This window comes from Nonomuraea turcica, assembly GCF_030718205.1.
Classification (GTDB): domain Bacteria; phylum Actinomycetota; class Actinomycetes; order Streptosporangiales; family Streptosporangiaceae; genus Nonomuraea.
This window is the reverse complement of record NZ_JAUZQF010000020.1, coordinates 30,599-48,676: the sequence shown is the minus strand read 5'-3', so window position 1 is coordinate 48,676 and position 18,078 is coordinate 30,599. Positions and strand designations below refer to the sequence as shown.

The 18,078-nt window shown below is 70.8% G+C and carries 11 protein-coding genes; 3 read left to right on the top strand and 8 right to left on the bottom strand.

Translation table 11 applies throughout. The features are described 5' to 3' along the window. Window positions 1-11 precede the first annotated feature (11 nt). On the top strand, window positions 12-977 hold the full coding sequence (gene dapD, locus Q9G87_RS41265) for a 2,3,4,5-tetrahydropyridine-2,6-dicarboxylate N-succinyltransferase (RefSeq protein WP_305922046.1): 966 nt from the start codon (window positions 12-14) through the stop codon (window positions 975-977). 774 nt (window positions 978-1,751) lie between these two features. Here the strand turns inward: dapD and pyk are convergent. From pyk to Q9G87_RS41245, 4 genes are all read right to left on the bottom strand, one after another. Next, window positions 1,752-3,182: a pyruvate kinase gene (gene pyk / locus Q9G87_RS41260; protein WP_305922045.1), complete on the bottom strand. Its 1,431-nt coding sequence runs from the start codon at window positions 3,180-3,182 to the stop codon at window positions 1,752-1,754. A 35-nt stretch (window positions 3,183-3,217) separates the two neighbouring features. Next, on the bottom strand, window positions 3,218-3,568 hold the full coding sequence (locus Q9G87_RS41255; protein WP_305922044.1) for a DUF2784 domain-containing protein: 351 nt from the start codon (window positions 3,566-3,568) through the stop codon (window positions 3,218-3,220). After that, on the bottom strand, window positions 3,565-5,241 hold the full coding sequence (locus Q9G87_RS41250) for a S8 family peptidase (protein WP_305922043.1): 1,677 nt from the start codon (window positions 5,239-5,241) through the stop codon (window positions 3,565-3,567). Before Q9G87_RS41250 ends, Q9G87_RS41255 begins: the two co-directional genes overlap by 4 nt. A 144-nt stretch (window positions 5,242-5,385) precedes the next feature. Beyond that, window positions 5,386-6,450, bottom strand: a complete 1,065-nt coding sequence (locus Q9G87_RS41245; RefSeq protein ID WP_305922042.1) for an aldo/keto reductase — start codon at window positions 6,448-6,450, stop codon at window positions 5,386-5,388. An 84-nt stretch (window positions 6,451-6,534) separates the two neighbouring features. On the opposite strand from Q9G87_RS41245, the gene Q9G87_RS41240 reads away from it, so the two are divergent. Next, window positions 6,535-7,428 (top strand): helix-turn-helix domain-containing protein, encoded by an 894-nt coding sequence (locus Q9G87_RS41240; protein ID WP_305922041.1) that lies wholly within the window; start codon window positions 6,535-6,537, stop codon window positions 7,426-7,428. Between the two features lie 33 nt (window positions 7,429-7,461). On the opposite strand, the gene Q9G87_RS41235 is transcribed toward Q9G87_RS41240, so the two are convergent. Both Q9G87_RS41235 and gltB read right to left on the bottom strand, forming a co-directional pair. Continuing rightward, window positions 7,462-8,940, bottom strand: a complete 1,479-nt coding sequence (locus Q9G87_RS41235; protein WP_305922040.1) for a glutamate synthase subunit beta — start codon at window positions 8,938-8,940, stop codon at window positions 7,462-7,464. A gap of 12 nt (window positions 8,941-8,952) precedes the next feature. Continuing rightward, complete coding sequence (gltB, locus tag Q9G87_RS41230) at window positions 8,953-13,458, bottom strand: glutamate synthase large subunit (protein WP_305922039.1); 4,506 nt, start codon at window positions 13,456-13,458, stop codon at window positions 8,953-8,955. Window positions 13,459-13,941: 483 nt separating this feature from the next. Between gltB and Q9G87_RS41225 the strand changes: the two genes are divergently transcribed. Continuing rightward, window positions 13,942-15,561 carry a bis-aminopropyl spermidine synthase family protein gene (locus Q9G87_RS41225; protein WP_305922038.1) on the top strand — a complete coding sequence of 540 codons (1,620 nt, stop codon included), beginning with the start codon at window positions 13,942-13,944 and terminating at the stop codon, window positions 15,559-15,561. 21 nt (window positions 15,562-15,582) lie between these two features. Here the strand turns inward: Q9G87_RS41225 and Q9G87_RS41220 are convergent, their stop codons facing one another. Continuing rightward, window positions 15,583-16,170, bottom strand: coding sequence for a hypothetical protein (locus Q9G87_RS41220; protein ID WP_305922037.1), 588 nt, complete (start codon window positions 16,168-16,170; stop codon window positions 15,583-15,585). A gap of 127 nt (window positions 16,171-16,297) precedes the next feature. Then, window positions 16,298-17,986: a hypothetical protein gene (locus Q9G87_RS41215; RefSeq protein WP_305922036.1), complete on the bottom strand. Its 1,689-nt coding sequence runs from the start codon at window positions 17,984-17,986 to the stop codon at window positions 16,298-16,300. Window positions 17,987-18,078 lie beyond the last annotated feature (92 nt).

Genomic DNA, 18,078 nt, shown 5'->3' with positions numbered 1-18,078 from the left:
TTTTGGGGCCCGTGACGACTGCTATCGATCCCACCTCGACCGGCGCGTTCGGCGTCGGCCTCGCGACCATCGCCGCCGACGGCACCGTACTCGACACCTGGTTCCCCGCTCCCGAGCTGGGCGAGGCGCCCCTTTCGGGCACCGCGCGGCTGTCCGCCGCCGAGGCCGGTGAGCTGGCCTCGTTGACGGGCCCCGACACGGCGCGGGGCGTGGAGGTGGTGGCGGTGCGCACCGGCATCGCCAAGCTGCCGGAGGCGCCCGTGGACGCCCACGACGTCTACCTGCGCCTGCACCTGCTCTCCGCCCGCCTGATCAAGCCGCACGGGGCCAACCTGGACGGCGTCTTCGGCCTGCTGGCGAACGTGGTGTGGACCAACTTCGGGCCGTGCCCGGTGCCGGACTTCGAGCAGACCCGCCTGCGGCTGCGGGCGAGGGGCGCGGTGACGGTCTACGGGGTGGACAAGTTCCCGCGGATGGTGGACTACGTGCTGCCGTCGGGCGTGCGGATCGCCGACGCCGACCGGGTACGCCTGGGCGCGCACCTGGCCGGCGGCACGACGGTCATGCACGAGGGTTTCGTGAACTTCAACGCCGGCACGCTGGGCTCCTCGATGGTCGAGGGCCGGATCTCGGCGGGCGTCGTGGTCGGCGACGGCTCCGACGTGGGCGGCGGCGCCTCGATCATGGGTACGCTCTCGGGCGGCGGCAAGCAGGTCATCTCGATCGGTGAGCGCTGCCTGCTGGGCGCCAACGCCGGCATCGGCATCTCGCTGGGCGACGACTGCGTGGTGGAGGCCGGCCTCTACGTGACGGCGGGCACGAAGGTCGCCCTCCCCGACGGCAAGGTGGTCAAGGCGGCCGAGCTGTCCGGCGCGAACGGGATCCTCCTGCGGCGCAACTCCCAGTCGGGCGCCGTCGAGGCGGTCCCCCGCACGGGCACCGGCATCGAGCTCAACGCCGCCCTCCACGCCAACTGAGGCGAGCCGGCCAACCCGGCCCCGGGTAGGCACGCCGGCTGCCCCGTGACCGTCTTTCCGGACCACGGCACGGCAGCCGGCCACGTGCGTAAGGCCCCGGAGCAAGGGCGTCGCCGCAAGAAGGCCCAGCCGCCACGCGCAGAGCACACCGACGCAAGGGCAAGAACCTGGCTCAGCACGCCAGGCGCGAGGACTTCGGACGCCGTTCTGTTGACGCAGGCGCCGGCGCGAGAACTTCGGGCACCGTGCTGCGGTCCAGGCGCCGGCACGAGGACTTCGGGCACCGCTCTGTGGCGCAGGCCTGCAGCGCGGCATCGGGGTCGCGCTGTGGCGCCAGGCCGACAGGACGGCACCGGGGTCGCGCCGTGGCGCAGCACGACAGAGCGGCAACGGAGTCGCGCCGTGGCGCAGCACGACAGAGCGGCAACGGAGTCGCGCCGTGGCGCAGCACGACAGAGCGGCAACGGAGTCGCGCCGTGGCGCAAGCCGACAAGACGGCAACGGAGTCCCGCTGAGGCGCAGCACGACAGCGGCGGCTCGCAGCCAGGCAACGCAGCGGAGCTCAGGACCGGCGCGTAGCGGGTAGCGCACTGCGTTGCGGCACCATGAACCGTCCCCGACGGCGCGCCACACGGCCCAGCCGCAGACCACGGTCTTGGTCAAGGTTGCGCCGTCACGGCGGCGCGGCGGTGAAGCTGGTAACCGTCCCCCTGGAGGGCCGGTCACCAGCGTCGGCGGTTGGAGCCCAGGTGGCCTGCCGTAAAAATAGAAGACCTAACTCGCGTGGGACACCGCCGAGCCGATGGTGTGGACGCGCAGGGCGTTGGTGGAGCCCGGGGTGCCGGGAGGCGAGCCGGCCACGATGACCACCTTGTCCCCCTTCTCCAGCCGCCCCAGCGACAACAACGACGCCTCGACCTGCCGCACCATGTCATCGGTGTGATGCACGAACGGCACGTGGAACGTCTCCACCCCCCACGTCAGCGACAGCTGCCCCCGCACGTGGGGGGCCGAGGTGAAGGCCAGCAGCGGGATCGGCGAGCGGTAGCGGGCCAGCCGCCGCGCCGTCTCGCCTGACATCGTGAAGGCCACCAGCGCCTTGGCGCCCACGATGGCGCCCACCTCGGCCGCGGCCCGCGCGATGGCGCCGCCTGTGGTCTCGGGCATGCGCTCCAGCGTGTGGGTGGCCCGCAGGGAGGAGGCCTCGGCGGCGCAGGCGATGCGGTCCATCGTGGAGACGGATTCGATCGGGTAGTTGCCGACCGACGTCTCGCCCGACAGCATGATCGCGTCGGCGCCATCCATGACGGCGTAGGCCACGTCGGAGGCTTCGGCGCGGGTGGGGCGCGGGGCGCTCATCATCGAGTCGAGCATCTGGGTGGCGACGATGACCGGGCGGGCCTTCTCGCGGCACAGCTCGATGATGCGCCGCTGCACGATCGGCACCTGCTCCAGGGGCAGCTCGACGCCGAGGTCGCCGCGGGCGACCATGATGCCGTCGAAGGCCTCGATGATGTCGGGGAGGCGGTCGACGGCCTGCGGCTTCTCGATCTTGGCGAGCAGCGGCAGGCGCACGGCCTCCTGCTCCATGATGTTGCGCACCACGTCGGCGTCGGACGGGCGGCGGACGAAGGACAGGGCGATCATGTCGCAGCCGGTGCGCAGCGCCCAGCGCAGGTCGGCCTCGTCCTTGTCGGTCAGCGCGGGCGCGCTGACGTTGACGCCGGGGAGGTTGAGGCCCTTGTTGTCGGAGATCATGCCGCCGATGACGACGCGGGTGACGACGCGATCGCCGTCGACCCGGGTCACCTCGAGCACGAGGCGGCCGTCGTCGACCAGGATCGTGTCACCAGACCGCACGTCGTAGGGCAGCCCCTTGTAGGTGGTGGAGACCTGCTCGCGGTCTCCCGGCACGTCTTCGGTGGTGATGGCGAAGACGTCGCCGAAGCCGAGCCTGACTGGCCCCTCTTCGAAGGTGCCCACGCGGATCTTGGGGCCCTGCAGGTCGGCAAGCACGCCTACGCCACGGCCGAGATCGGCCGCCACCCTCCTCACGCGGTCGTAGACCTCTCGGTGCAAGTCATGATTGCCGTGGCTGAGGTTGAACCGCGCCACGTCCATGCCCGCGGCGATCAGCTCGCGGAGGCGTTCTTCGGACGAAGTGGCAGGGCCTAGGGTGCAGACGATTTTCGCGCGACGAGTCACGAGTCCTACCTTAATTGGTACAGACCACTTGGCAGTCATTGACGCCGGAGAACGTACCCGACGTAGGAGAACAGCACGAGAACGGCTACCCCCAGGCGTGCCAAGTTCGTGTACTCCTCCGGGTAGATCACGCCCTCGATGTAGTGGTCGATGAAGCCGGACGCCGGCAGCCCTTGCGTCCCGGCCTGCCGCCGCCCCCAGTCCTCGGCGAGGGTCAGCGGGCACTCTACGCTGGTGACGACCGACAACACGCCCCAGGCGACCACGGCGAGGTGGGCCCAGATCGTCCGCCGCCACCGCCACGCCAGGAATCCGCCCACCGCCATGTAGGCGAGGAACAGGAAGTGCACCATCATCGCGGCGTCCGCGACGAGGCGATACATCATGGTTCGAAGGTAGCCGCCTTCCAGGCGTCCACCATGCCTCGTCCGTAGAAACCGTTACGGGATTGCTCTCCTTCGCACATGTGCGTGTCGGTCTGGCCGTAGGACTTGTAGACGTACTGGCGGGGTGTCGGGCACGGCTTCTGGACGGCGCTCTTGTAGAGGAGGTCCTCGACGGTGGCGGGGGCGAGGGACAGCGCCCCGCCGGCGCCAGGCTTGCCGAAGCGGCTGATGAGGATGGCGGCGACGCCGGTGGCGTGGGGGGCGGCCATGGAGGTGCCGTCCAGGTACTGGTAGTAGGCGCACGGTCTGCGCGTGCAGTCCCGTACGACGTCCGCGCCCTTCGGGTTGCCCGAGGCGTCGATCCGGCCGGCGGCGCGCAGCACGCGCTCGGGAGCGGCGCCCAGGATGGACCGGGTGGCCTTGGCGCCCGTGCCGTCGAGCACGTCGCCGCCCGGGGCGGACAGGTCGGTCTGCTCGACGCCGTAGTCGCTGTAGATGGCCTTGCGTCCGGAGGGGCCGATCGAGGAGACGGAGATGACACCGTTGGACTCGGCGGGCACGTTGATGCAGGAGTTGTCGACCCTGCGGACCTTCTGCTCGCCTTCGGGGTAGCCGGGACTCTTGTCGTCGACCGTGGGGCGGCCGAGGTCGGCGGCGCCGTTGCCGAGCGCGGAGACCAGGGTGACGCCCTTGCCGCGGGCGTAGTCGATGGCCCGCTGCATGCCGGTGATGATGGCCTGCTGCTCGAGCTGCTGCTTCCTGGAGTCGGATTTGTTGTTCGTGCAGTTGAACAGCCAGGGGTCGACGAAATAGCTCATGTTGGCGACGTCGACGCCGATGTCGGCGGCGTAGGTGAGCGCGTCGAGGCTGGGCTTGAGGAAGAAGAACCCGGAGTCCTGGCCGGCCCGGATGTTCACCAGCCGCACGTCCGGGGCGACGCCGGCGATGCCGATGCCGTTGATCGGGGCGGCGATGGTGCTGGCCACGTGGGTGCCGTGGCCGTCGTCGTCCTCGTCGACCGGGTCCTTGCAGTCCTTGGCCTCGCACGGGCCGTCCAGCGTCTCGCCGTTGTCGTCCTTGGGCTTGTCGGTGACGAAGTTGCGGCTGAGCTCGCGGTCGAAGTTGGCGGCGATGTCGGGGTGCTTGCCGTCGATGCCGGTGTCGATGACCCCGACCAGCACCTGCCTGCTGCCGGGCACCTTGGCGTTCGCGCGGTCGGCGCCGATCATCCGCATGTCCCACTGGAGGCCGGCGAGCGGCTCGCCGGGGCGGCTCGCGAGGAGCGCCGACGCGTCGGGAAAGGCCGCGGGTCCGGTTCGGCGGGCCGCGGGTCCGGTACGGCGGGCCGCGGTCGAGCCGATGGCCCGATCCGGGGAGACACCTACGATGGCCGGGTCGGTTCCCAGGTCCTCTGCGAAGGTCCTGCCGCCGCCGTCGGCCAGGAGGTAGCCGAGCCTGGGGTCCTCGCCCACGGTGGTGCCGCCCGCCCGCTCGACGGCCTTCAGCGCCTGCTGGTGCCGGCCCGCGGCGTAGAAGACGAGGAAGTCGGCATGCTGGACGGAGGGGCTGGTCGGCTTGCTCTGGGTGCCGCCGCCTGCGGGGGGCGTGGCTGAGCAGGCGGCGAGCGCGACCACGGCAGCCAGTGCCGTCCAGCCAGAGGCGACTCGCCGCATTGTTCCCCCATCCGCCGACTTGCCGCAGAACCTGCATCTTCCCGACAGTCATCGACTGATGCAACTTCGTAGTGAAATTCCGCTCGATCAGGGGCGAAGCGGACCACACCGAGAAGTCCGCTTCGCCCCAGCTCGCGGCCGGGGTCAGCGGGTCAGGTCGATCTCGGCACCGCCGAAGACGACCTGGCGCGGCATGGGCGAGGCGAGGAAGTCGTGCGGGAAGCCGAGCTCGACCCGGCTGGCCTCCTCCAGCGCGGCCAGCTGGCTCTCGGTGAAGCGCACGTCGAGCGCACCCAGGTTGTCCTCGAGCTGCGCCGGCGTACGCGCCCCCACGATCGGCGCCGTGACGCCGGGGTTGAGCGTCGTCCAGGCCAGCGCGACCTGCGACGGCTTCACGCCCAGCTCACCGGCGACCTGCTTGACCACGTCGGCGATGTCCAGGGCCCGCTCGGTCAGCACGCCGTTGGCCGCCGCCACGTTCTTGCGGGTTCCGGATGGGTCGGCGGTACCCTCGCCGGCGTCGAGGTCGGCCCTGGTGTACTTGCCGGTCAGCACCCCGCTGGCCAGCGGCGACCACGGGATCACGCCGAGCCCCATCTCGCGCGCCATCGGGATGAGATCGCGCTCCACCGTGCGCTGGACCAGGCTGTACTCGATCTGCAGGGCGATCAGCGGCGCCCAGCCCCGCAGGTCGGCGATGGCCTGCATGCGGGAGACCTGCCAGGCGGGCGCGTCGGAGATGCCGACATAGAGGACCTTGCCCATCCTGACGAGGTCGTCCATGGCGCGCAAGATCTCCTCGACGGGGGTGGTGAAGTCCCAGGCGTGCAAATAGAGCAGGTCGATGTAGTCGGTGTTGAGCCGGCGCAGGCTCGCCTCCACCGATTGGACCATGCTCTTGCGGTGGTTGCCGCCGGAGTTCGGATCGCCGGGGCGCCTGGCCATGGTGTATTTCGTGGCGATCACCAGCTGCTCGCGCCGGCCCGCTGCGAAGTCGCCGAGCATCGTCTCGGCGCTGCCTTCTGTGTACTGGCTGGCGGTGTCGATGAAGTTGCCGCCGCGGTCCAGGTAGATGTCGAAGATCCGGCGGGACTCGTCCTTGTCCGAGCCCCAGCCCCAATCCGTCCCGAACGTCATGGTCCCCAGGGCCAGCGGCGAGACCCGCAGGCCGGAGCGGCCGAGCAACCGGTACGTGTCAAGAGTCGTCATGGCATCCAGGCTCCTGCGCGGGCGAGCGGCGCGTAAGGGAAGGCTCTTCCTGGGACTGGCCTTCCCAGTCATAGGATTGAACCGATGAGCACCGTGGACCAGACCCGCGAACTGGCGGCCTTCCTGCGCACCCGCCGCGAACGCCTGGATCCCCGTGACGTCGCGCTGCCCGCCCGCCGCTCCCAGCGCCGCACTCCCGGCCTGCGCAGGGAAGAGGTCGCCGAGCTGGCCGGCGTCAGCGTCGACTACGTCATTCGCCTGGAGCAGGGCCGTGGCCTGCGTCCATCGCCTGAGGTGCTGGAGGCGCTGGCCGGGGCGCTGCGCCTCAACGAGGACGAGCGGGTCTACCTGTTCGACCTCGCCCAGCAGCGGCCGACCACGCGCCGCACGGCGCGCCTGCGGGCCACCGCTGACGAGGCGGGCCCGGTCTCCCGGCTCGTGCTCGACCTGTCCCCGCTGCCGGCCATGCTGCTCAACCACCGGTTCGACATCATCGCGTGGAACCCGGAGATGGCGGCTCTGGTGGTCGACTTCGGCGCGCTGCCTTCGGAGCAGCGCAACAGCATGTGGTTGTGCACGCTGCACCCGGGCCTGCGCGACTTCTACCACGATCGGGAGCGCACACTGCGCGAAGGCATCGCGGACCTGCGGGCAGCGTGGGCGGCCCACCCCGACGACACGGCCCTGTCGGAGCTGATCGACGAGCTGACCTCCGGCAGCGAGGAGGTCGCCCGCCTGTGGGCGCTGCGCGACGTCCGCGTGAACGGCCGCGGCAAGAAGCGGCTGCGGCACGCCACGGCCGGCCCGCTGACCGTCGAATACGAGGTGCTGGCCCCGCTGCAGGCTCCGGGGCAGCGGCTGGTCATCTACCGTGCCGCCGACCCGGCGTCCCAGCGCGCGCTGGACGCGGTCACGGCCACGTGCGACCGCGTCAGACCCCTCATGAGCGCCGAAGCCCCGGCGGCCGGACGCGCCTGACGGCGGCGCGCCCGGCGGCCGGGGCAGGCGATATCAGACCAGCGGCCGCGCGGTCGGCAGGATCGGGTACGGCAGCGCCGTCTCCCCGGTCAGGTAGCGGTCCACGCCCGAGGCGGCGGCACGCCCCTCGGCGATGGCCCACACGATGAGCGACTGCCCGCGCCCCATGTCACCGGCCACGAACACGCCGTCGACCTTGGACATGTACGTCTTGTCGCGCGAGACGTTGCCCCGCTTGTCGTAGAAGCCGTCGCCGCCGTCCTCGGCCAGGTCCTGCAGCAGGGCGCCCTTCTCGGGGCCGAGGAAGCCCATGGACAGGGTGACCAGCTCGGCCGGGATCTCCCGCTCGGTGCCCGGGATGGGCTTGAACCCGCTCTGCGGCCCCTCGACCTCGACCAGGCGCAGCGCCCGCACGTTGCCGTCGGCGTCGCCGGCGAACTCGGTGGTGGACACCGCGTAGACCCGCTCTCCGCCGCCGTCGGCCAGCTCCTCGTGGGCGCTCTCCATCTTGAACAGGATGGGGAACGTGGGCCACGGCTGGCTGCCGGGCCGGGAGGCCGGCGGCTGCGGCATGATCTCGAGCTGGGTGACGGACTTGGCGCCCTGCCTGATCGCCGTGCCGATGCAGTCGGCGCCGGTGTCGCCGCCGCCGATCACCACGACGTGCTTGCCCTCGGCCGAGATGGGCGGGACCGCGTAGTCGCCCTCCTGGACCTTGTTGGACAGCGGCAGGTACTCCATCGCCTGGTAGATGCCCTTGAGCTCGCGCCCGGCCACCGTCAGGTCACGCCACTGGGTGGCGCCGCCGGCCAGCACGACCGCGTCGAACTCCGCGCGCAGCTGCGCGGCCGTGACGTCCACGCCCACGTTGACGCTGGTGCGGAACTCGGTGCCCTCGGCCCGCATCTGCTCCAGGCGGCGCTCGATGTGCCGCTTCTCCATCTTGAACTCGGGGATGCCGTAGCGCAGCAGGCCGCCGATGCGGTCGGCCCGTTCGAACACCACCACGTCGTGCCCGGCCCTGGTGAGCTGCTGGGCGGCGGCCAGGCCCGCCGGGCCCGAGCCGACGACCGCGACCTTCTTGCCGGTCTTGACGGCCGGAGGCTGCGGGGTCACCCAGCCCTCGGCGAACGCCCGGTCGATGATCTCGACTTCGACCCGCTTGATCGCCACCGGGTCGGAGTTGATGCCCAGCACGCACGCCGCCTCACACGGAGCCGGGCAGAGCCTGCCGGTGAACTCCGGGAAGTTGTTCGTGGCGTGCAGCCGCTCGATCGCCTCGCGCCAGTCGGTGCGGTAGACGAGGTCGTTCCACTCGGGGATGAGGTTGCCCAGCGGGCAGCCGTTGTGGCAGAACGGGATGCCGCAGTCCATGCAGCGGGCCGCCTGCTTGGTCAGCTTCTCCTGCGAGAAGTCCTGGTAGACCTCACGCCAGTCGCTGATCCGCACATCGACGGGGCGGCGCGCCGGCAGCTCCCGGTCGTGCGTGAGAAAACCCTTGGGGTCAGCCATCGGTACGCCTCCTTAGCCCTGAACCGCGGCTGCCATGACCGCCTCGTCGATGTCTCTGCCTTCGATGCGGGCGGCCTCGGCGGCGGCCAGCACCCTCTTGTAGTCCGTCGGCATGATCTTGCCGAACCTGCCGACCGCCTGGTCCCACTCCGCCAGCAGCTGCTTGGCGACGGGGGACGCGGTCTCCGCGAAGTGCTTCTCGACGGTCTCCTTGAGGAACTCGGCGTCCTCCTCGGTGAGCGCCTCGATGGCGACCATCTCGCGGTTGACCCGCTCGGGCTTGAGGTCCAGCAGGTACGCGATGCCGCCCGACATGCCGGCCGCGAAGTTGCGCCCGGTCGGGCCGAGGACGACGGCCCGGCCGCCCGTCATGTACTCGCAGCCGTGGTCGCCCACGCCCTCGACGACCGCCGTGGCGCCGGAGTTGCGCACGCAGAACCGCTCGCCCACGACGCCGCGGACGAACGCCTCACCGGACGTGGCCCCGTACAGGGCGACGTTGCCGGCGATGATGTGCCCGTCGAGCGGGGCCTCCTCGTGCGGCCGGACGGTGATCCGCCCGCCGGACAGGCCCTTGCCGAGGTAGTCGTTGGCGTCGCCGGTCAGGCGCAGCGTGATCCCGCGCGGCATGAACGCGCCGAACGAGTTGCCCGCCGAGCCGGTGAAGGAGATGTCGATGGTGTTGTCGGGCAGGCCCGCGCCGCCGTACCGCTTGGTGACCTGGTAGCCGAGCATGGTGCCGACCGTGCGGTTCACGTTGCGGATGGGCAGCTCCAGCGTGACCGGGGTGCGCTCGTTGAGCGCGCCCTCGGCGAGCTGGATGAGCGTGTTGTCCAGCGCGTGCTGCAGCCCGTGGTCCTGCTCGATGACCTTGTGCAGCGCGGTGCCGGCGGGCAGCTCGGGCTGGTGCAGGATCGGCGACAGGTCGAGCCCGCTCGCCTTCCAGTGCTCCTCGGCCGCCGTCGTGTCGAGCAGCTCGACGTGGCCGATCGCCTCGTCGAGCGTGCGGAAGCCCAGCTCGGCCAGGTATTCGCGGATCTCCTCGGCGATGAACTCGAAGAAGTTGACCACGAACTCGGGCTTGCCGGTGAAGCGCTTGCGCAGCTCGGGGTTCTGCGTGGCGACGCCCACGGGGCAGGTGTCGAGGTGGCAGACCCGCATCATCACGCAGCCGGAGACGACGAGGGGCGCGGTGGCGAAGCCGTACTCCTCGGCGCCGAGCAGCGCGGCGATGACGACGTCGCGGCCGGTCTTGAGCTGGCCGTCGACCTGGACGACGATGCGGTCGCGCAGGTCGTTGAGCAGCAGCGTCTGCTGGGTCTCGGCCAGGCCGAGCTCCCACGGGGCGCCCGCGTGCTTGAGCGAGGTGAGCGGCGAGGCGCCGGTGCCGCCGTCGTGCCCGGAGATGAGCACCACGTCGGCGTGCGCCTTCGACACACCCGCGGCGACCGTGCCGACACCGACCTCGGCGACCAGCTTCACGTGGACCCTGGCCTCCGGGTTGGAGTTCTTCAGGTCGTGGATCAGCTGGGCCAGGTCCTCGATCGAGTAGATGTCGTGGTGCGGCGGCGGAGAGATGAGGCCGACGCCGGGCGTGGAGTGCCGGGTCTTGGCGATCCACGGGTAGACCTTGTGGCCGGGCAGCTGGCCGCCCTCGCCGGGCTTGGCGCCCTGGGCCATCTTGATCTGCAGGTCGGCGGCGTTGACCAGGTATTCGCTGGTGACGCCGAACCGGCCGGAGGCCACCTGCTTGATCGCGGACCGGCGGGCGGGGTCATAGAGCCGCTCGGGGTCCTCGCCTCCCTCGCCGGTGTTGGACTTGCCGCCGAGCTGGTTCATCGCGATGGCGAGCGTCTCGTGCGCCTCCATCGAGATGGAGCCGTACGACATCGCGCCGGTGGAGAACCGCTTGACGATGCTCTCGACGGGCTCGACCTCGTCGATGGGGATCGGGTTGCCCTTGCGCAGCTTGAACAGGCCACGCAGGGTCATCAGCCGCTCCGCCTGGGAGTCGACGAGGTTCGTGTACTCCTTGAAGATCTCGTAGCGGCGCGTCCTGGTGGCGTGCTGCAGCTTGAAGACCGTCTCGGGGTTGAACAGGTGCGGCTCGCCCTCGCGCCGCCACTGGTATTCGCCGCCGACCTGGAGCCTGCGGTGGGCGTTCTCGGCCCGCGGGTAGGCGTGCCGGTGCCGCTGCGCGACCTCCTCGGCCAGCACGTCGAAGCCGACGCCGCCCAGGCGCGAGGTGGTGCCGGTGAAGCAGGAGTCGATGACCTCCTGGCTCAGGCCGAGCGCCTCGAAGATCTGCGCGCCGGTGTAGGAGGCCACCGTCGACACGCCCATCTTGGACATGACCTTGATGACGCCCTTGCCGTACGCCTTGATCAGGTTGCGCACGGCCTTGTGCTTGTCGAGCTGCAGGACGCCGGTGTCGACCAGGTCCTCGACGGTCTCGATCGCCAGGTACGGGTTGATCGCGCCGGCGCCGTAGCCGATGAGCAGCGCCATGTGGTGGCACTCGCGGGCCTCGGCGGTCTCGACGACCAGGCCGATCTTGGTGCGGGTCTTCTCCTGGATCAGGTGGTGGTGCACCGCGCCGGTCAGCAGCAGCGACGGGATCGGCGCCAGCGTCTCGGACGAGCCGCGGTCGCTCAGCACGAGGATGCGGGCGCCGTCGGCGATCGCCTGGGACGCCTCGGCCCGGATCTCTTCCAGGCGGCGCAGCAGCGCCTCGCCGCCGCCGGCGACCTCGTACAGGCCGCTGATGACGTGCGGGTGGAAGCCGGGCAGGTCGTGCTCGTCGTTGATGTGGATGATCTTGGCGAGCTCGTCGTTGTCGAGCACCGGGTACGGCAGCACGAGCTGACGGCACGAGCTCGGACCCGGGTCGAGCAGGTTGCCCTCGGGGCCGATGGTGCTGGCCAGGGAGGTGACCAGCTCCTCACGGATGGCGTCCAGCGGCGGGTTGGTGACCTGCGCGAACAGCTGCGTGAAGTAGTCGAACAGCAGCCGCGGCTTCTCGCTCAGCACGGCGACGGGCGTGTCGGTGCCCATGGAGCCGATCGGCTCCTGGCCGGCCTTCGCCATCGGCGACAGGATGATGCGCAGCTCTTCCTCGGTGTAGCCGAAGGTCTGCTGCCGCTTGACGAGCGCCTCGTGCGTGGGGATCTCCCGCTGGCGGGCCGGCAGCTCCTCGAAGCGGACGAGGCCCGCGTGCAGCCACTCCTCGTAAGGCAGCTCGGCGGCCAGCTCGGCCTTGATCTCGTCGTCCTCGATGATCTTGCCGCGGGCGGTGTCGATGAGGAACATCTTGCCGGGCTGCAGGCGGCCCTTGCGGACGACGTCTTCGGGCTTGATGTCCAGCACGCCGGCCTCGGAGGCCAGCACGACCAGGCCGTCGGCGGTCACCCAGAAGCGTCCGGGGCGCAGGCCGTTGCGGTCGAGCACGGCGCCGGCGAGGGTGCCGTCGGTGAAGGTGATCGAGGCGGGGCCGTCCCAGGCCTCCATCATCGAGGAGTGGAACTCGTAGAAGGCCCGGCGGGCCGGGTCCATCTCGGTGTGGTTCTCCCACGCCTCGGGGATCATCATGAGCACGGCGTGCGGGAGGCTGCGGCCGCCGATGTGGAGCAGCTCCAGGGCCTCGTCGAAGCTGGCGGTGTCGCTGCCATCCGGGTCACAGATGGGGAAAAGTCGCGAAATATCGCCCGGGATGTGGGCGGAGGCCAGCATCGCCTCGCGGGCCCGCATCCAGTTGCGGTTGCCCTTGACCGTGTTGATCTCGCCGTTGTGGGCGATGTAGCGGTAGGGGTGCGCCAGCGGCCAGCTGGGGAAGGTGTTGGTGGAGAAACGCGAGTGCACCAGGGCGATCGCGGTCTCGTAGCGCTCGTCGGACAGGTCGGGGAAGAACGGCTCGACCTGGTCGGGGGTGAGCATGCCCTTGTAGACGATCGTGCGCGCCGACAGCGAGGGGAAGTAGACGTCCGCCTCGTGCTCGGCCCTCTTGCGCAGGCAGAACGCCAGCCGGTCCAGCTCCAGCCCCTCGTGCCCGTCGGGGCTCGACACGAACAGCTGGGCGAAGTGCGGCATGACGGCCCGGGCGCTCGGCCCCGGCAGCTCGCGGTCGACCGGCACCTCGCGCCAGCCGAGCACGGTGAGGCCCTCTTCGGCCGCGATCTCCTCGATCAGGCCCGTCGCGACGCTCCTGGCCTGCTCGTCGAACGGCAGGAAGGCGATGCCGGTCGCGTACGCACCCGCGGCGGGCAGCGCGAACGGCACGGTGGTGCGGAAGAAAGTGTCGGGGATCTGCGTCAGGATCCCGGCCCCGTCTCCGGTGTCCGGCTCGCTACCCTTGGCCCCCCGATGATCAAGGTTGCACAGCGCCGTCAGCGCCTTGACCACGATCCCATGCCCCCGGCGTCCCGCGACGTCGGCGACCATGGCGACACCGCAGGCATCGTGCTCGTTGGCGGGGTGGTAGAGGCCCTGGGGCTCGGGGAACCCGAGGTGGGCAGCAGGCATTGAATCCCTCCCGTCGTCATCGTCTGTCTCAAAACCGGCTACAGGCGGGGACGACGTTGGCCCTGCTGCATATCGTGGGTAGAGGTTACCGCACCCTGCCGGAATGGTGCCCGCCACGTCCGCATTGCGAACATTCGAACCCGTCCCAGCATCCGAACTCTCTATCCCAAACCTCGGGCGAGGGCGGCGAAATTCCCCAGCTGAGCTGCGATTTACGCCACAGGGAGCGATTTCTTCCCACCATCCGACCGGCCACCGCCAGGCCTCGCACCCCCTGCCCCATCGCTCCCCCTCACCACTGGAGCCATCTTCTCCTCGCTCTTCACCTACGCCCCTTCTTTCTCTTTGACCTCCAGCTCCGGGCCGGGGCGGAACCACAACGGGATGCCGGGATGACACAACCCGTCGGAAGCCGGTGGCCGGGCGGGTCCGCCTGCCCGACGCACAGCAGAGACCGCCCCGCGCCCTCGATAGGGTTGCACCATGGAGCGGGTCGGTGCGGAGCGTGACGGTGCAGGTCAGGACCGGACGGAGCGGGAGGGCCTGGAGCGCCTGCTCGACGCAGCGGGCGCGGACAGCAGGCGGCTGCGGCACGTCCTGGCGCTCCTGTGCGACGGCCAGTGGTGGACGCTGCCGGACCTGGTGAGGGCCGGCGCCACGTCGAGGCGCACCATCGAGACCCTGCTCCGCGAGCTCCACCTGGAGCAGGACGGAGACCGCTTCCGGGTGCCGCTCACCCACACCCCCGACTATCAGGACCTCCTCGCCGTGGCGCCCCCGCCCGAGGACCCGGTGGGCCACATGGTCCCCCATTACGCCCACGTGCTGGAACGCCTCACCGCACTCATCGCCGGCGCCCCACACGCCCGTCACGTGCTCGACCACGTCTCCGCCACGCCGGACACCGTGCTGCGACGCGCGCTCCTGCTCGGCGCCCGCTTCTGGCTCCCGGGCACACGCCTGCTGTGCGTCGGCGACCACGACCTCACCTCGCTGGCCGTCAAACTCGTCCACCCGGAGACGGACGTGACCGTGGTGGACCTCGACGAGCGCATCCTCGCCTACATCGACGACCAGGACCTGGGCGTCCGCACCCGCTGGGCCGACCTGCGCCTCGGCCTGCCGGCCTCGGCCAGGGACCACGACCTGGCGCTCACCGATCCCCCGTACACGCCGGAGGGCATCGGCCTGTTCGTGGCACGCGCCGTAGAGGGCTTGACCGACAACGGGCGGGTGTTGCTGGCGTACGGGGCGAGCGAGCGCACCCCGATGCTGGCCTTCAAGGTGCAGCAAGCCCTGTCCGAGCTCAACCTGACGTACGAGGCGATTTACCCCGATTTCAATCGCTATTTCGGCGCTGAAGCCATCGGCTCTGCCGCTGACCTGTACGTTCTGCGCCCCACCACCAAGACGCGCCCGGCCGTGACATCCCGCCTGAGCCGCCTGACGACCGCCATCTACACTCAGGGCCCGCAGTCCGTCGAAGCCGCCCAGACCACCCCCTCAGCCCCGCAGAAGGCCCATCCAGCCACTCCGCCCATCCCTGACCTGCCGCCGGACTTCGACGCGGACCTGCTGGTAGGCGACTGGCCGAAGGATCTGAACCGGCCCCGGGTCAAGTTTTCGACCTGGCTGGCCAAGCCCTACGCGGCCGCCGTCGACCGTGTGGCGATCGCCGTGCCACCCGGTCTGGAGGCCGCGCTCCCCCGCCTGCTCCTGGCCACCCGCGCCGCCCACGTACGCGTCCTCGGGACCTCTCTCCCGCCCGTCCCCGACGTGCTGGCCAGCGTCTACAAGCTCAGCGCCGACCTCGGTTCACTCGACGCCGTACGCCTCCCGGCACCGGAGGGCGACGCGCCTGGCGTGCTGCGCAGGATCCTGGACAACGGCCACGCCAAGCTGGCCAACACGTGGCGGGAGGGGCTCATCGCGGTGGCCCGCATGCAGGGCACGACGCTCACCAAGAACGAGGCCCGCATTCTCATCCGCGAGGCCGCCCCGTGGTCGGACGACCTCACCCCGCTGGAAGCCCCGCTCCACCGCCTGGCCGCCCTCCCGCAGGCGGTCGCAGCGACGATCTCGGCCCTCACCACGACAACCTGAGAACACTCACCACGCGCCACGTCAGGTGGCGGCGACGATCCGCCCTTGGACCACACGCCCGAGTCCGTCCAGCGCGACGAGGGCGGCCACCAGCTCCTGCGCGGGCACCGGGCCGCCGACCCAGCTCACGGTCACGTAATGACCCATGGCACGGGCCTGAGCACGGCTGCCGGCAGCCTCGAACATGAGGCCCTGCCGTACGAAGCCGTCCTTGCCCAGCGCCGCCACCAGCGCGTCGGCCGCCCGCCCGTCGCTCAGGTTGAAGATGACGAACTGGCCCGCCACCGCACTCCCCCTGTACGTGCCCTGCAGCGCTTGCGTGCACCCCAGGGCGGAGGTGCCCCAGAGGACCTCGTCACAGTCGCTGAACTCCTGCGTGGAGTCCAGGCGCATGGTGCCCAGGGTCTGGGCGGCGGGGGTGAAGACCTCTTGTCTGGTCAGCGGCTCGGAGTCGTTCTGCCGGGTGTCGACGGCCGTGTAGAAGGCGGACGTGGACTCGCTGTGGAACGCGGTCGGCCGGGGATCGTCACGCCGCAACCACAGCCACCCGACCACGGCGATGACCACCACGTTGGCGACCACGACGGAGATGACGACACGTCGGGACATCAGCCGACCGCTCCCCTGCAGCTGACAACATTACGGACCCCCATGGCTCGGCGGGGCGTCGGGACACCGGTGTGACGGCCGCTTGGCCGAGCGGACATGAGACCGCGGACACCTGCCTGGGCGGCCATCAGGAGGACGGTCCCGTGATGGAGACGACACGGCGGTAGACGGCCTTCTCGGCCCCGCGCAGGGCCAGCGTGAGTGAGACGAAGTCGTCCTTGGGGCCGGGCTCGGTGCCGTCGATCCTGCCGAGCCACACCAGGCCGACGTAGTGGCCGAGGGCGTAACCACCCGCCTCGGAGTGCCCGCCTGCGGGGAAGGCGCCCTTGGACGAGGTCAGGGGACGTGCCCAGCCGCCGCGGTAAAGAGTCTTCAACGACTCGACCAGCTCGGCGGCCGACTGGCCGTCTTTCAGGTTGAGGAGGGTGTATTGGCCGACGTAGCGGCCGTCGGAGCTGGCGTAGAGTCCGCGCGCGACCTGGGTGCATCCGGCCTCCGACACCCGTTCGATGAGGTTCTCGCCCCACAGCGCAGCCGCGCAGTCGGTGTCGAGCTGCTTGGCGACGAGCTTGAGCTTGAGCTTCTTGGTCACCGCCAGCTCGCTCTGCGCGAACACCTCCTTCTGCGTGAGCGCCCGGCCGTCCTTGGCCCTGTCGGCGAGGGGGTCGAACAGCTTGGGTGAGCCCCACCCGCGAAACACCTGCGGCAACGCGGTGTCGGACTCCGGCACGGCGCCGGCCTGCCGTTCGGGCGAGTAGTCGCCGATCGACCCGGCGATGGCCACCAGGCCGACCCCGCTCGCCAGCACGCCGACGACCGTGGCGATGATGACGAGCAGCCGCTGCTGCTCCGGGCGAAGACCCCAGTCGGTGAGCAACGGGAACTGCCAGTCGGAGCGTGGGGTACGCCGCCTCTTGCGGGACGCGGCCACACCGGGCCCCTCATCGGCGCTCCTCGCTGATCGGCCACCGGCCTCGATACCGGACATCAACGGGCCGTCATCGTCCCCGACGTCAGCCGACCGACCACCATCGCCCCTGCCCGCCGCCGACCGGCCGCCGTCAGCACCAGCCGACCGGCCGCCGTCGGCACCACGAGACCGGGACCGGCCGCCGTCGGCGAAATGATCCGCCGGCGGCCCACCATCGCCGAAACCGGCCACAACCTGACGACCTTCACCCGTCGACAACCGGCCGCCCTCACCGACGCCCGCCGACGACCGGCCGCCCTCACCGAAACCCGCCGACGACCGGCCGCCCTCACCGACGCCCGCCGACGACCGGCCGCCCTCACCGAAGCCCGCCGACGACCGGCCGCCCTCACCGAAGCCCGCCGACGACCGGTCGGCCTCACCGAAGCTCGACGATGACCGGCTGCGCCTGCCGGCGCGGTACGACGACCGACGGCCCTCGCCCGCATCCCCCAGCGACGCACCGTTCTCGCCACCCAAGGCGGCGGGGTAACCGCGCTGATCGGCATTTGTCGCCGTCCCGCTGCGGGCAGCCGCGGCTCGTTCACCGCGGTCAGCGCTGGTCATCGAATGGCGACCACCGGCCGACGCCGCACCACCATGCCCGACCGGCGCCGCGCCGCCATATCCCGCCGCCGTTGACAGGGGCCCGGCGACCGCAGCGTTGCCGAACCCGCCCGCCGCCTGCTCAAAGCCGCCGGCAGCGCCGCCATGCGCACCCGCCGACCAGCCGCCGTAGTCACCACCCGAACGGCCGCCACCAGCCTGGCCGCCGCCGTCCATGCCCGTTCCCGAACGGCCACCACCACCCGGCGCACCGCCGCCGGGCACACCTCCGACCGGCAAGCCCCCACCAGGCGGAACCCCGACCGGCAAGCCCCCGCCAGCCGGACCCCCGACCGGTGCACCGCCGCCGAGCGCACTACCCCCCGGGACGC

What these genes read in the sequence shown, in the direction of transcription:
- Q9G87_RS41225 (WP_305922038.1), top strand. Translation starts at nt 13,942, where the DNA reads ATGGAGCGGGTCGGTGCGGAGCGTGACGGTGCAGGTCAGGACCGGACG.
- Q9G87_RS41220 (WP_305922037.1), bottom strand. Translation starts at nt 16,170, where the DNA reads ATGTCCCGACGTGTCGTCATCTCCGTCGTGGTCGCCAACGTGGTGGTC.
- gltB (WP_305922039.1), bottom strand. Translation starts at nt 13,458, where the DNA reads ATGCCTGCTGCCCACCTCGGGTTCCCCGAGCCCCAGGGCCTCTACCAC.
- Q9G87_RS41245 (WP_305922042.1), bottom strand. Translation starts at nt 6,450, where the DNA reads ATGACGACTCTTGACACGTACCGGTTGCTCGGCCGCTCCGGCCTGCGG.
- Q9G87_RS41255 (WP_305922044.1), bottom strand. Translation starts at nt 3,568, where the DNA reads ATGATGTATCGCCTCGTCGCGGACGCCGCGATGATGGTGCACTTCCTG.
- Q9G87_RS41250 (WP_305922043.1), bottom strand. Translation starts at nt 5,241, where the DNA reads ATGCGGCGAGTCGCCTCTGGCTGGACGGCACTGGCTGCCGTGGTCGCG.
- Q9G87_RS41240 (WP_305922041.1), top strand. Translation starts at nt 6,535, where the DNA reads ATGAGCACCGTGGACCAGACCCGCGAACTGGCGGCCTTCCTGCGCACC.
- Q9G87_RS41235 (WP_305922040.1), bottom strand. Translation starts at nt 8,940, where the DNA reads ATGGCTGACCCCAAGGGTTTTCTCACGCACGACCGGGAGCTGCCGGCG.